The organism is Phreatobacter sp. (assembly GCF_051860605.1).
Taxonomy (GTDB): Bacteria; Pseudomonadota; Alphaproteobacteria; order Rhizobiales; family Phreatobacteraceae; genus Phreatobacter.
On record NZ_JBHYDR010000002.1, the window covers coordinates 364,816 to 377,549 of the forward strand.

General features: G+C 67.3%; 10 protein-coding genes. 3 read left to right on the forward strand and 7 right to left on the reverse strand.

From position 1 onward, the window contains the following. Window position 1: 1 nt before the first annotated feature. The 5 genes from polA to ACTIFS_RS04610 all read right to left on the reverse strand — a co-directional run bounded on the left by polA (window position 2) and on the right by ACTIFS_RS04610 (window position 6,030). Window positions 2-3,031 carry a DNA polymerase I gene (gene polA, locus ACTIFS_RS04590; RefSeq protein ID WP_439572858.1) on the reverse strand — a complete coding sequence of 1,010 codons (3,030 nt, stop codon included), beginning with the start codon at window positions 3,029-3,031 and terminating at the stop codon, window positions 2-4. A gap of 189 nt (window positions 3,032-3,220) precedes the next feature. Further along, complete coding sequence (locus tag ACTIFS_RS04595) at window positions 3,221-3,997, reverse strand: cyclase family protein (RefSeq protein WP_439572859.1); 777 nt, start codon at window positions 3,995-3,997, stop codon at window positions 3,221-3,223. Window positions 3,998-4,071: 74 nt separating this feature from the next. Further along, complete coding sequence (locus tag ACTIFS_RS04600) at window positions 4,072-4,767, reverse strand: TetR family transcriptional regulator (RefSeq protein WP_439572860.1); 696 nt, start codon at window positions 4,765-4,767, stop codon at window positions 4,072-4,074. Window positions 4,768-4,843: 76 nt separating this feature from the next. Further along, window positions 4,844-5,476 carry an NrsF family protein gene (locus ACTIFS_RS04605; RefSeq protein WP_439572861.1) on the reverse strand — a complete coding sequence of 211 codons (633 nt, stop codon included), beginning with the start codon at window positions 5,474-5,476 and terminating at the stop codon, window positions 4,844-4,846. A 5-nt stretch (window positions 5,477-5,481) separates the two neighbouring features. Continuing rightward, a complete protein-coding gene (locus ACTIFS_RS04610) occupies window positions 5,482-6,030 on the reverse strand; it encodes a sigma-70 family RNA polymerase sigma factor (protein WP_439572862.1) in 549 nt (182 codons plus the stop codon). A 227-nt stretch (window positions 6,031-6,257) separates the two neighbouring features. Between ACTIFS_RS04610 and ACTIFS_RS04615 the strand changes: the two genes are divergently transcribed. Beyond that, window positions 6,258-6,980, forward strand: a complete 723-nt coding sequence (locus ACTIFS_RS04615) for a TVP38/TMEM64 family protein (protein ID WP_439572863.1) — start codon at window positions 6,258-6,260, stop codon at window positions 6,978-6,980. A 25-nt stretch (window positions 6,981-7,005) separates the two neighbouring features. Here ACTIFS_RS04615 and ACTIFS_RS04620 read toward each other — a convergent pair whose 3' ends face one another. Next, complete coding sequence (locus tag ACTIFS_RS04620; protein WP_439572864.1) at window positions 7,006-8,946, reverse strand: TRAP transporter permease; 1,941 nt, start codon at window positions 8,944-8,946, stop codon at window positions 7,006-7,008. Between the two features lie 183 nt (window positions 8,947-9,129). Next, on the reverse strand, window positions 9,130-10,113 hold the full coding sequence (locus ACTIFS_RS04625; protein WP_439572865.1) for a TAXI family TRAP transporter solute-binding subunit: 984 nt from the start codon (window positions 10,111-10,113) through the stop codon (window positions 9,130-9,132). A 227-nt stretch (window positions 10,114-10,340) separates the two neighbouring features. On the opposite strand from ACTIFS_RS04625, the gene ACTIFS_RS04630 reads away from it, so the two are divergent. Both ACTIFS_RS04630 and ACTIFS_RS04635 read left to right on the forward strand, forming a co-directional pair. Further along, a complete protein-coding gene (locus ACTIFS_RS04630) occupies window positions 10,341-10,823 on the forward strand; it encodes a MerR family transcriptional regulator (protein ID WP_439572866.1) in 483 nt (160 codons plus the stop codon). 72 nt (window positions 10,824-10,895) lie between these two features. Continuing rightward, window positions 10,896-12,683 (forward strand): acyl-CoA dehydrogenase C-terminal domain-containing protein, encoded by a 1,788-nt coding sequence (locus tag ACTIFS_RS04635; RefSeq protein ID WP_439572867.1) that lies wholly within the window; start codon window positions 10,896-10,898, stop codon window positions 12,681-12,683. Window positions 12,684-12,734 lie beyond the last annotated feature (51 nt).

Consider the following 12,734-nt stretch of genomic DNA (forward strand, 5'->3'; position numbering starts at 1 on the left):
CTCAATGCGCCTCGTCCCAGTTATGGGCGGCGCGGGCATCGACCTGCAGCGGCACCTTCAGCTCCAGCGCCGGCATCGGCGCTTCCTCCATCACGCGGCGGATGACGGGCAGGGTGCGATCCACCTCGTCATCCGGCACCTCGAAGACCAGTTCGTCATGGACCTGCAGCAGCATCAGCGCGCCAAGTCCGGCCGCCTCCAGCGCCGCATCCATCCGCACCATGGCGCGGCGGATGATGTCGGCCGCCGAGCCCTGGATCGGCGCATTGATCGATTGCCGTTCGACGAAGGCACGTTCCGATGGATTGCCGGACCTGATCGCGGGAAAGTGGCAGCGCCGGCCGAAAACGGTCTCCACATAGCCGTGCTCGCGCACGAAGGCCTTGGTTGAATCCATGTAGTCGCGGATGCCCGGGAAGCGCTCGAAATATTTCTTGATATAGGCGCCGGCCTCCTCGCGCGGGATGGACAGCTGGTTGGCAAGGCCGAAGGCCGAGATGCCGTAGATGATGCCGAAATTGATGGCCTTGGCGCGCCGTCGCACCAGCGGGTCCATGCCCTTCACCGGCACGCCGAACATCTCTGAGGCCGTCATCGCATGGATGTCGATGCCGTCGGCGAAGGCCTGCCTCAACTGCGGGATATCGGCGATATGGGCGAGGATGCGCAGTTCGATCTGCGAATAGTCGGCCGAGACCAGCTTGCGCCCCTTCGGCGCGATGAAGGCCGTGCGGATCTTGCGGCCTTCCTCGGTGCGCACCGGAATGTTCGGGATATTGGGGTCGGAAGACGACAGCCGCCCGGTCGTCGTCGCCGCAAGTGCGAAGGAGGTGTGAACCCGTCCGGTTTCCGGATTGATGTAGGTCGGCAGCGCATCGGTATAGGTCGATTTCAGCTTGGTCACGGTGCGCCAGTCGATGATCCGGCGCGGCAGTTCGTGGCCCTCGTCTGCGAGATCCTCGAGCACGCCGGCGGCCGTCGACCAGGCCCCGGTCTTGGTCTTGGAGCCGCCCGGCAGGCCCATCTTGCCAAACAGGATGTCACCGAGCTGCTTGGGCGAACCGGGATTGAGTGGCTCGCCGGCCAGGTCCTGGATCTCCGCCTCCACCCGCGCCGCAACCTGGGCAAAATCGCCGGACAGGCGCGAGAGCACCTGCCGGTCGATCAGGATGCCGCGCCGCTCCATGGTGGCGAGGACCTCGACCAGCGGCCGCTCCAGCGTTTCATAGACGGTGGTCTTGGCCTCGGCCGGCAGGCGGGGTTTCAGCACCTGCCAGAGCCTGAGCGTCACGTCGGCATCTTCCGCCGCATAGGCGGTGGCGCGGTCCAGCGGCACGCGGTCGAAGGTGATACGGTTTTTGCCCGTGCCGGTCACCGCATCGAAGCTGATCGGCTGGTGCCCGAGATGCCGTTCGGAGAGCGCATCCATGCCGTGCGTCCCGCGCCCGGCGTCAAGAGCATAGGAAATCAGCATGGTGTCGTCATAGGGCGCAATGGCGATCCCGTGGCGGGCGAGCACGAGCAGGTCGTATTTCAGGTTCTGCCCGACCTTCAGCACGCCGGGATCGGCCGCGAGCGCCTTGAGCCGGCCGAGCGCCTCGCCCATCGGCAACTGGCCTTCCACGAGCCCGGAATCGAACAGGCCGGCTTCGCCTGCCTTGTGCGCGAGCGGGACGTAGCAGGCCTTGCCCGGTGCATAGGCCAGCGAGAAACCGACCAGATCGGCGCTCATGGCATCCAGCGAGGTCGTCTCGGTATCGAGCGCCACCACGCCCGCCTCGCGGGCCGCGGCGATGAAGGCATCGAGTGCCTCCACGGTGGTGATGCACTGGTAGCTGCCATGGTCGACGGAAAGACCCTTCAGCGCGGCCAGCGCGGCAGCGGCCCGGCTGGCGGGGGAGGGGCCATCTGCGGAGGGGCTGCCGGGGGCTGCATCGGTGACTTCGGATGGGTCCGCCGCCGCTGCGGCAGGCGCAACCGCCACGCCCTTGCCTGCCGCCAGCGCCGGGTCGGGCTCGACCTTGGCCGGATCGACCCCGTAGAGCTCCCCCGCCTTCTTCGTGATGGTGGTGAACTCCATCGCCTTCAGGAAGGCGACCAGCGTATTGCCGTCCGGCTTTTCCAGCCCGGTCTCGTCCAGAGGCACCTCGAGCGCGACATCGCGGACCAGTTCGACCAGCTTGCGCGAGATCAGCACCTTCTCGATGACCTCGGGATTGGTCAGGGTCTCGCGCCGCTTGGGCTGCTTGATCTCGTGGGCGCGGGCCAGCAGCGATTCGAGGTCGCCATATTCGGCGATCAGTTGCGCGGCGGTCTTGCGACCGATGCCCGGCGCACCCGGCACGTTGTCGGAGGTGTCGCCTTCGAGCGACTGGATGTCGACGATCTTCTCGGGCGGCATCCCTTCCCAGTATTCGGTCACGTCACCGACCTTGCCGGGGGGCACATTCCAGCGCTCGAACCTGTCGCCGTGCGTCAGCAGGCGCTCCGGCCGGTAGCCGGGCTTGCCCCGGATGCCGCTTTCGGGATCGTAGAAGGCGACGCAGGGGCGCACGAGCTGCATCAGGTCCTTGTCGGCGGAAATGATCAGCACGTCGGCCCCGCGCGCGCAGGCCTGTTCGGCATAGGTCGCGATCAGGTCGTCGGCCTCATAGCGATCCTGTTCGATCGGATGCAGGCCGAAGGCGCGGATGCAATGGCGCATCAGTGGAAACTGCGGCACCAGGTCCTCTGGCGGCGGCGGCCGCTGGGCCTTGTAGAGCGGGTAGAGCTCCTTGCGGAACGACTGTTCGCTCTTGTCGAGAATCATGGCGAGATGGGTGGGCTTCACGCCGAGCGCCCCCTCCTCGACGAATTGCAGCACCTTGGTGGCGAAGAGCCGGACAGCCCCGGTCGGCAGGCCGTCGGACCGGGCATTGTATTTCCGGTCCTGGTTCATCGACTGGAAATAGGCCCGGAACACGAAGGACGAGGCATCGACCAGGAAGACGCGGTCTCCCTTGGTCACGGGGCGATGGTGCTCTTGGGACATGGAACCTTCGGCAACGCGGACGGTGTCTTTGCCATTATGGCGGGACGCGCGCCCGCCGTCATGTCGCACCTGTGCGCAAGCGTGCGGCTGCTGCCGCCGGGCGGCTGCATCCGGCCGTCATGCCCGAAGAAATGTCGGGCATGACGGGGACGGGCGGGCTTCACCCCCGCCGGGCGCCTGCAGGCCGGTTCAGTCCTGGAAGATCGCGACCGCCCGGCAGAAGCCGGCCGAGGCCTTGTGGATCTTGTAGGGGAAGCAGGAGATCATGAAGCCGGTGGCGGGAAGCTGGTCGAGATTGGTCAGCTTCTCGATATGGCCATAGGCGCGCACCATGCCGGCGCGGTGCCCCTCCCAGATGAGCCCTGCATCCTTCGTCTCGGCATATTTCTTGGCGGTGTGAACGAACGGCGCATCCCAGCTCCAGGCATCGGTGCCGGTGATGCGCACGCCCCGCTCGGTCAGCCACAGCGTCGCCTCGCGCCCCATGCCGCAGCCGCGCGCGACATAGTCGGGCTGGCCGTAGCGCTCGCCCGCAGCCGTGTTCACCACCACGATGTCGAGCGGCTGAAGCTCCACGCCGGCGCGCTTGAGTTCCGCCTCCACGTCGCCGGGCGTTGCCACATAGCCGTCGGGCAGGTGACGGAAGTCGAGTTTCACGCCGCGCTGGAAGCACCAGTCCAGCGGCATCTCGTCAATGGTCCAGGCCGGCTTGCCGCCATCCGTCGTCGAGTGGAAGTGGTAGGGCGCGTCGAGGTGCGTGCCGTTATGGGTGGAGATCTGCAGCCGCTCCACGGCCCAGCCATCGCCGCCGGGCAGGTCCTCGGCAGTCAGTCCGGGGAAGAACTGCAGGATTTGCTGAACCGATGCCTTGTGGTCGATATAGGTAATCTCGGGGAGCGCGCCCGGCGGATCGGAGGCGATGTCGGCGCGCAGCGCCACGGACAGGTCGACGATTCGTCGGGTCATGGGTCTCTCCCTTGTGTTGGTTCTGCCGGGCGCTCGGGAGCATCATGCTCCCGCCCGGTGTTTCGGCGCGGTTCTCACGCATGACCGCCATCCCCCGCGCGAGGGCCGGGGCGCGCTGCATCGGCGGCCAGTGCCCTCAGCCCCGCTGCTGCAAATGTCGTGGCGCGGGCGATGAGGGTTTCCGTGTCGCTGTCCGACGTTTCGCCATCCGACAGGCGGTCGGCTCGCCCGGTCGGCGACATATGCGTCAGCGCCGCGCCGATGACGAACAGGTAGCCCCAGGTCGCGTCGGCCAGTGACAGGCCGGGCACGGCCTTGCCGATAGCGGCGATATAGCGCCGCGCCATGGCGTCGTAGCTCGCGGCGATCAGCGCCCTCTGCCAGGCGTGGCTGGACGCGCCCGTGGTCAGGATCAGCCTGGCAAACGTCGCCCCGCCGCGCGCCGGGTCGTGGCCGGCCTCGAGGGTCGGGCGCAGGAGCGCATCGATGATCTCCTCGATGCGCGGCGTGCCGGCATCCAGAATCTGGTCGAGCCGGGCGAGGCGGCTGCTATTGATGGCGTCGGACCGGCGCTGGAACATGGCCTCGAACAGGCCTTCCTTGGTCCGGAAATGGTAGTGCAGGAGCGCCTGCGCGACGCCCGCCTCCTCAGCGATCTCGCGCATGCTGGTGCCGTCGAACCCGCGCAGGGCGAACAATTGTTCGGCAGCGTCGAGGATGTCGTCCTTCGACGTGGCCCTGACGCGCGATGCGGCGGCCGCTGCGACCATGAAGCCTCACTGACTGTCTGATCAGTCGATCAGCTTTCAGGGGCCCTCGCAAGCCGTCCGCGTTGCCGATGCCGGCTTACCAGACCAGCAGGCGCCGGCCCGCAAGGGCACCGAGCGCAGCCACCAGGCCGATGCCGATCGGGTACCAGGTGGCGACGAAGAGCGGCGAGTCGTCGGTGCAGTGGAAGGCGTAGAACAGCGCGGCGACCGAGCCGGCGGCGAGGCCGGCAATGGCACCGGCGCGCATCGGGTCCGCGGGCGCGCCCGCGCGCAGCAAGGCCAGGAAGGCGCCGAGCGGCACGATCGACATGAGCGGGATCCAGGTCAGGCAGGCGGAGGCGTTGCGCCCGACAAGGCGGGTGACGTAGCTCTGCGGCAATTGCGTCGCGAGTTCGTGGCCGATGCCGAAGGCGAGCAGGATGAGCGGCACGGCAAGCACGGGCAACGGCAGACGCGCCTCCGGCCGGAAGCTGGCCGCCAGCAGGGCCAGCATCGCCACGGCAAGCGTTGCCACCAGCGCGATCTTCAGGTCGAACAGCAGCGTGCGGATCGCGGCGGCAAGATCGGGCCGTGGCGCGATGGCGAACCACAGGAGGATCATGGCCGAGGCCAGCGCCACACCGACCGCCAGTGCCATCCGCTGGCGGAATGCGGGGCCGGCGACCGTTGCGTCGCGCGACAGGGCCTCGATGAGATCGTCGGTCTTCATGGTCGTCAGATACTCCCGCGCAGCATGCGCGCAAGGCCGGACAGGGCCCTGTGAAGGGCAACCCGCACCGCGCCCTCGCTCATCGACAGCGCTGCGGCAGTCTCCGCCGTGTTGTGGCCGTCCACGAACATCGCGCGGATCACCGCCCGCTGGCCGTCGGGCAGGCTCTCGGCGAGCCTGACGACATCCCGCGTGGCGATCTCCGGCGCGTCGTTCGGCGCGGCGATCACCTCGGACAGGTCGTCGATATTCACCGCGCCCGAACTGCCGCGCCGCCTCAGCGCGTCGATCAGCTTGTGCTTCAGGATCGCCCGCACCCATGGCAGAACGGGCTGGTCCTGCATCCAGCTGGTCCGTCGCGTGTGAATGGCGATCAGCACTTCCTGCACGATGTCTTCCGCCTCTGCCGTCGACCGGCCGGCCCGCGACAGGCCCGAGCGCGCAAGGCCGCGCAGAAACGGCGCGAGATCACGCAGGAACCGTCGATAGGCCCCCTCGTCGCCCGTAAGGCCCGCACGCAGCCAGGCACTCCATTGCTCGTCTCGGTCTGTCACGGCCGAACCATAAGTTCCTACGCGGGCAATGGGCGGAATGTTACACACGGATCGGGTCGCGCAGCCGGAAAAGCCCTGCACGGCGGCATCACACGTCGACGTGATGGGGTTTAGCATCGGAGCGTTCCCGCGCGAAGGGCTGGTCGCTTGATCGCGTTTGCGATGTCGCAGACAGTATTCAGCCCTTGGACCCAACCGGCTTCCAGCCGCATTCAGGCGCCATGCCGATGGACGTCCGCCGCTTTCGACCCGACCGCCGCCTTGTCGTGCTCGTGCTGGTGGTCGCATTGGTGGTCGGCCTCAAGCTGTCGGGCATCGCCGACCTCCTGTCCATCGAGACCCTCCGGCAGCACCGCGCCGCCATTGCCGGCTGGGCCGCCGCCCATCCGGTCGTCGCGCCTGCGGCCTATGCCGCCATCTACGCCGCCGTCGTGGCGCTCGCCGTGCCGGGGGCGGTCTGGCTGACGCTGGCCGGCGGCTTCCTGTTCGGAGCGGTCATGGGAACGGGCCTTGCGGTCCTGGCCGCGACCACCGGCGCCGTGCTGGTGTTCCTCGCGGCCCGGCGGCTGTTTGGCGCCGACGCGGTGGACCGGCTCGGGCCGAAGGCGGCGCGGCTGGCCGCCGGCCTGCGCAACGATGCCTGGTCCTATCTGCTGGTGCTACGTCTCGTGCCGGTCTTTCCCTTCTTCCTGGTCAACCTCGTGCCCGCCTTTTCCGGCGTGCGGCTGCCGGTTTTCGCGGCGACGACCCTGGTCGGAATCGTGCCGGCGACGGCAGTCTTCGCCACGGCCGGATCCGGACTTGGCGATGTGCTGGACCAGGGTGGCGCCGTCACCATCGGCTCGATCCTGACGCCCAAGGTGGCCCTTGGCCTTGCCGGGCTGGGGCTCCTGTCGCTGGCCGGCATCCCGCTTCGACGCTATCTCGATCGTCGTCAGCGCGACGCCTGAAAACCGCCGTGGCGGCCGGTCCGCATCAGGCGTGGACCCGGCCCGGTGCGAAGCCGGGCATCAGCCGGGCGACCGCGAAAACCGCAACCGCGATGCCGATGCCGATGATGTCCGAGATGCCCTCCGGCACGATCAGGAACAGCGCGCCCGCCAGCAGCGGCAGGCGCAGGAGCCAGCCGATCGGCCGACCTGCCCAGCCCTCGGTCGCGCAGGCGAGCAGCATGACGCCGATCACTGCGGTGGCGAACACCGGCGCCACCTGCAGGAACGATCCCTGGCCAAGCAGCAGTGGCGAGTAGAAGAACATGAACGGCACGATGAACACGGCAAGGCCCATCTTCACCGAGATGAAGGCCGTCTTCCATGGATCGGCCTTGGCGATGGCCGCCGCCGCGAAGGAGGCGAGCGCGATGGGCGGGGTGATCGCCGAGACCACCGCGTAGTAGAAGATGAACATGTGCGCGACAATGGGCTGCACGCCGAGCCGCTGCAGGCCGGGCGCCAGAACGGCGGCGCCGATGGCATAGGCGGCCGTGGTCGGCATGCCCATGCCGAGGATCAGCGCGACGACCATGGTGAAGATCATCGCCCACAGCACGTTCTCGCCGGCCAGTTGCAGCAGCAACTGGGCGAAGCGGCCACCGATGCCGGTCAGCGCGATGACGCCGACGATGATGCCGGCCGCTGCGCAGACCGAGATCAGCTGGAGCGAGTCGCGGGCGGCGCGGTGCAGGGCGTCGAGCGTGCGCATCGGCCCCATGGCATTCTGCCGGTCGAGCCAGCTGACGATCACGGCCGTGATGATGGCGAGCGTTCCGGCGCGGAACGGCGAATAGCCGGACATCAGCAGCCAGACCATCACCACCAGCGGGGTGAACTGGTAGGCCTTCTTGAGGAGGCCGAAGAGCGGCGGCAACTCGCTGCGCGGCAGGCCGTGAAGCCCGCGCAGGCGGGCGTGAAGCTCCACATGGGTGTAGCAGGCGACATAGAACAGCAGGCAGGGAATGATCGCGGCAAAGGCGATGTCGGCATAGGGAATGCCGGTAATCTCGGCCATCAGGAAGGCGCCGGCTCCGAGCACCGGCGGCGTGATCTGCCCGCCGGTCGAAGACGTTGCCTCCACCGCGCCGGCGGTCGCGCGGTCATAGCCGACGCGCCGCATCATCGGGATGGTGATGGCCCCCGAGGCGGCGACATTAGCCACCGACGAGCCGGAGATCGAGCCGAACAGCACGCCCGAGGCAATGGTCGCCTTGGCCGGGCCGCCACGCAGGAAGCCGAACAGCGACAGCGACAGGTCGTTGAAATAATCGCCCACCTTCGACATCTGCAGGAAGGCGGCGAAGGCGACGAACAGCACGATGAAATTGGCCGAGGCCTCTGTGGTCGTGCCGAAAATTCCAAGGTCCGAATAGATGTAGGCGAAAAACCGCGACCACTCGAAGCCGCGATGATGCAGCACGCCCGGCATCCACGGGCCGACGAAGACATAGAGAATGAACACGCCGGCGATGATCGGCAGGGCAATGCCGGCGCTGCGGCGGGCAAATTCCAGGATCAGCAGCGTGCCGACGAGACCGACCACGGTGTCGATCGGATCGGGGATGGCGCCGGCGCGGAACAGCAGCCCGTCCAGTTCCCAGTAGATATAGGCGCAGCAGGCGATGGACAGGACGATGCAGACCCAGTCATACCACGGGATGCGGTCGGCCCGGGCCCGTCCGAAGGGGCGGTAGAGCGCAAAGCCCAGCGCGGTCGCCCAGGCGACGTGGGTCGAGCGGAACAGCAGCGCTTCCTGTGGGAACAGGTTGAGCACGGCCAGATGGTACAATGTGAAGCCCGCGGCGCAGACGAAGAACAGCCATTTCTCCATGCCGCCGAGCTGCCGCATGTAGCCGGAGAATTCCTCCTCGGGAATCGTCACCGGCTTGTCGTCCGCGTCCACCGTCTCTGGCTTCGCCGTCATCCCGCCCCCCGGAAGGTTCTTCACCCTGGTCCGACCTGTTCGCGCTGGCCGGTCCGATCGTTTCGTGTCGGACCCGCAGATTGCCTGCGGGTGGGCTCATGTGTCGATCAACCCGAGGCTGCCGCCCAAACGAAAACCGCGACCGCTGGCAAGAGCGGTCGCGGCATTTCCGATCCGGAACTCTTAGCCGACCAGATTGTCCGGAATGGTCAGGCCCTTCTCGCGGTAGTAGCGGGCCGCCCCCGGATGGAACGGCAGGAAGGCGTTCTTCGCGACGTTCTGCGGGATGGTCTCAGACGCGGCGGCATGGCCCTTGACCATTGCGTCGTGGTTCTCGTGGACAGCCTTGACGATGGCGTAGGCGAGCGAGTCCGGCAGACCCTTGTTGGTGATGGCGAAGTTGAACAGGCCGATGGTCTTGTCGGCGCTCGCCATCTGCTTGTAGGTGCCGGCGGGAATCGTCGAGGGCGACAGCTCCGGCATGGCGGCCTTGAGCTTCTCAAGTTCACCGTCGTTGAACCCGAAGAACACCATGTCCTGGGTGTTGGCCAGTTCGGTGTAGGCGGCGATCGGCAGGCCGGCGGCGAAGGCGAAGCAGTCGATCAGACCGTCGCCGAGCTGAGAGCCCATGTCCGAGGCCTGGCCGTTGCGGATCGTGACGTTCTGCACGCCCAGCGCCTGGAAGATCAGCGGGAAATAGGTGCCGGGGGTGCCGGCGCGCGGGCCGACGCCGACGCGCTTGCCGGCGAGATCGGCCACCTTCGTGATGCCCGAGCGCTTCAGCACGGCAAAGTGGAAGGGCGTGTCGTACATCGGGAACAGGGCGCGCACGTCGCGCATCTGCTGCCCGCGCGTCCAGTCGCCGCGACCGTGCCAGGCCTGCAAGGCAACGCCCATCGTGGTCATGCCGAGGTCGATCTGCTTGCCCTGGACGAGCAGCAGGTTCTGGTTCGGACCCTGGGTCTGCTGGGTGTTGATCTGCAGGCCGATCTTCTCGCCCACGAGGCTCGCCCAGGCCTGGCCGTAGACGAAATAGGTGCCGCCGACCGAGGCGGTGCCCAGCGTCACATTGGCGGGCCAGCTCGGATCGCGCGTCTGGGCGCTGGCCAGCGAGACGAATGGCGTGGCAGCGGCTCCGGCAAGAAGCGTGCGGCGGGTAAAGGACATGGCGGAACTCCTGGCGTTTCCCTTGGAAATCTGTCGGCCCGTTCAGGCTCGATGTGGTCGGCACTATAGAGCACCGACCGATGTCGTCCACCCGCCTGCGACCGCGGATGTTGCCGGATGCCCGTCCCTCGCACCGTCCACAGAAGGCCACCGAGGTTGACGTTTACGTAAACGTAGGCTATGAGCGTTCGGTATCCTGCACGGGCAGGACAGGCTTGCGGAGCGGCATGAGCACGACACAATCCCGGGACGGCGCCGACCGCGGCGGCCCCATGCTTGCCGACCTTCTTGCCGGCGTCGGGACCGATGTCGATGCCAGGGATATCCTGACGATTCGCGAGATGACCCGCACCTTCGGCGTCACCGCCCGCGCGCTGCGCTTCTACGAGGAGAAGGGGCTGATCGCCCCGCAGCGCGTCGGACAGGAGCGCCTCTATTCGCGCCGCGACCGCGGCCGCCTGCGGCTGGTGCTGATGGGCAAATGTGTCGGCTTCTCGCTGGAGGAGATCGGCGCCATGCTCGACCTCTACGACCTCGGCGATGGCGGCGTCACACAGATGAAGGTCGCGCGCGGGAAATATCGCGAGCAGATCGGCCGGTTGAACGACCAGAAGCGCGACATCGACCTTGCCATCGGTGAACTCGAACGGGCGATCACCGTGATCGACGCGCGGCTGGGAGGGCTCGGCCCCGGCGCCGACAGGGAATGAGAACCGGCCCCAGCGGCCAATCAGTGAACCCGTCCGGCTGACGCAAGGCCCGGACCTGAGGAGGAGAACACCATGCCGGTCTACAAGGCCCCCGTCGATGACTCCCTTTTCGTGCTCTTCGACGTCCTGAAGATGGAGGGCTACGGGAACCTGCCGGGCTTCGCCGACGCGCCCCGCGATCTTGTCGAGGCGGTCGTCACCGAGGGCGCGAAGCTGTGCGAGGAAGTGCTTCAGCCGCTCAATCTCTCCGGCGACGCGAAGGGCTGCCATCGCAACGATGACGGCACGGTCACGACCCCGCCGGGCTTCAGGGAGGCCTACAAGCAATATTGCGAGGGCGGCTGGATGGGCCTGTCCTTCGACCCCGCCTATGGCGGCCAGGGCCTGCCGGCGGCGCTGCATGCCATCATCGGCGAATACATGTCCTCCGCGAACCTTGCCTGGGGCATGTATCCGGGCCTGACCCAGGGCGCGATGGCGGCCCTGCACGTCCATGCCAGCGACGCGATCAAGGACACCTACCTGCCAAAGATGGTGAGCGGCGAATGGACCGGCACCATGAACCTGACCGAGCCGCATTGCGGCACCGATCTCGGCATGCTGCGCTCCAAGGCCGTGCCGAACGGCGATGGTTCCTACGCCATCACCGGCCAGAAGATCTTCATCTCGGCCGGTGAGCACGATATGTCGGAGAACATCGTTCACCTCGTGCTCGCCCGCATCGAGGGAGCGCCCGGCGGCACGAAGGGCATCTCCCTCTTCGTCGTGCCGAAATTCCTGCCCAATGCGGACGGCTCGATCGGCGAGCGCAATCCGGTCTCCTGCGGCAAGATCGAGGAGAAGATGGGCATCCACGGCAATGCCACCTGCGTGATGAACTATGACGGCGCGAAGGGCTGGCTGGTCGGCGAGGAGAACAAGGGCCTTGCCGCCATGTTCGTCATGATGAACGAGGCGCGCCTGTCGGTCGGCATCCAGGGCCTCTCGCAGTCCGAGGTCGCCTATCAGAACGCCGTGGCCTACGCGAAGGACCGCCTCCAGGGCCGCTCGCTGTCCGGACCGAAGGCGCCCGAGAAGCCCGCCGACCCGATCATCGTCCATCCGGACGTGAGGCGGAACCTCATGACCCTGCGCGCCATCAACGAGGCCGGCCGGGCGCTGGTCATCTGGACCGCGCTCCAGGCCGACGTCCTGCATCGCTCGGAGGATGCCGCCGAGCGGCAGAAGGCCGAGGACCATCTCGGCCTGATGACGCCGATCATCAAGGGCGTACTCACCGATCTCGGCTTCGACAATGCCGTCAAGGCCCAGCAGATGTTCGGCGGCCACGGCTATATCGACGAATGGGGCATGGGCCAGTTCGTCCGCGACGCCCGCATCACCATGATCTACGAGGGCGCCAACGGCATCCAGGCGCTCGACCTCGTCGGCCGCAAGCTGCCGGCCAATGGCGGCCGCGCGGTCATGGCCTTCTTCAACGAGGCCGGCACGTTCTGCGCCCAGAACAAGGACGACGCGACGGTCGGCCCGATGGTCGCCTCGCTGTCGAAGGGCCTGAAGGACCTGCAGGCGGCCACCATGTGGTTCATGCAGAACGCCCTCGCCAAGCCCGACAATGCCGGCGCGGGTTCGACGCCCTACATGCACATGTTCGGCCTCGTCGCCATGGGCTACATGCTGGCCCGCATGGCCAAGGTTGCCGGCGAAAAGCTCGGCAACGGCGCCGACGACCGCATGACCGCCAAGATCGCCACGGCGCGCTTCTTCTTCGAGCAGATGATGCCGGAAACGGGTGCGCATCTGGCCCGCATCTCGGCGGGCGCCGACTCGATGATGGCCCTGCCCGCGGAAGCCTTCTGACGCATCCGGGAGGCGGCCATCAGGCCGTCTCCCCCATATGTCCGTCTGGCG

Bases quoted from the DNA above. Each gene is read 5' to 3' on its own strand.
- polA (WP_439572858.1), bottom strand. From the start codon at position 3,031: ATGTCCCAAGAGCACCATCGCCCCGTGACCAAGGGAGACCGCGTCTTC.
- ACTIFS_RS04595 (WP_439572859.1), bottom strand. From the start codon at position 3,997: ATGACCCGACGAATCGTCGACCTGTCCGTGGCGCTGCGCGCCGACATC.
- ACTIFS_RS04600 (WP_439572860.1), bottom strand. From the start codon at position 4,767: ATGGTCGCAGCGGCCGCCGCATCGCGCGTCAGGGCCACGTCGAAGGAC.
- ACTIFS_RS04605 (WP_439572861.1), bottom strand. From the start codon at position 5,476: ATGAAGACCGACGATCTCATCGAGGCCCTGTCGCGCGACGCAACGGTC.
- ACTIFS_RS04615 (WP_439572863.1), top strand. From the start codon at position 6,258: ATGGACGTCCGCCGCTTTCGACCCGACCGCCGCCTTGTCGTGCTCGTG.
- ACTIFS_RS04620 (WP_439572864.1), bottom strand. From the start codon at position 8,946: ATGACGGCGAAGCCAGAGACGGTGGACGCGGACGACAAGCCGGTGACG.
- ACTIFS_RS04625 (WP_439572865.1), bottom strand. From the start codon at position 10,113: ATGTCCTTTACCCGCCGCACGCTTCTTGCCGGAGCCGCTGCCACGCCA.
- ACTIFS_RS04630 (WP_439572866.1), top strand. From the start codon at position 10,341: ATGAGCACGACACAATCCCGGGACGGCGCCGACCGCGGCGGCCCCATG.
- ACTIFS_RS04635 (WP_439572867.1), top strand. From the start codon at position 10,896: ATGCCGGTCTACAAGGCCCCCGTCGATGACTCCCTTTTCGTGCTCTTC.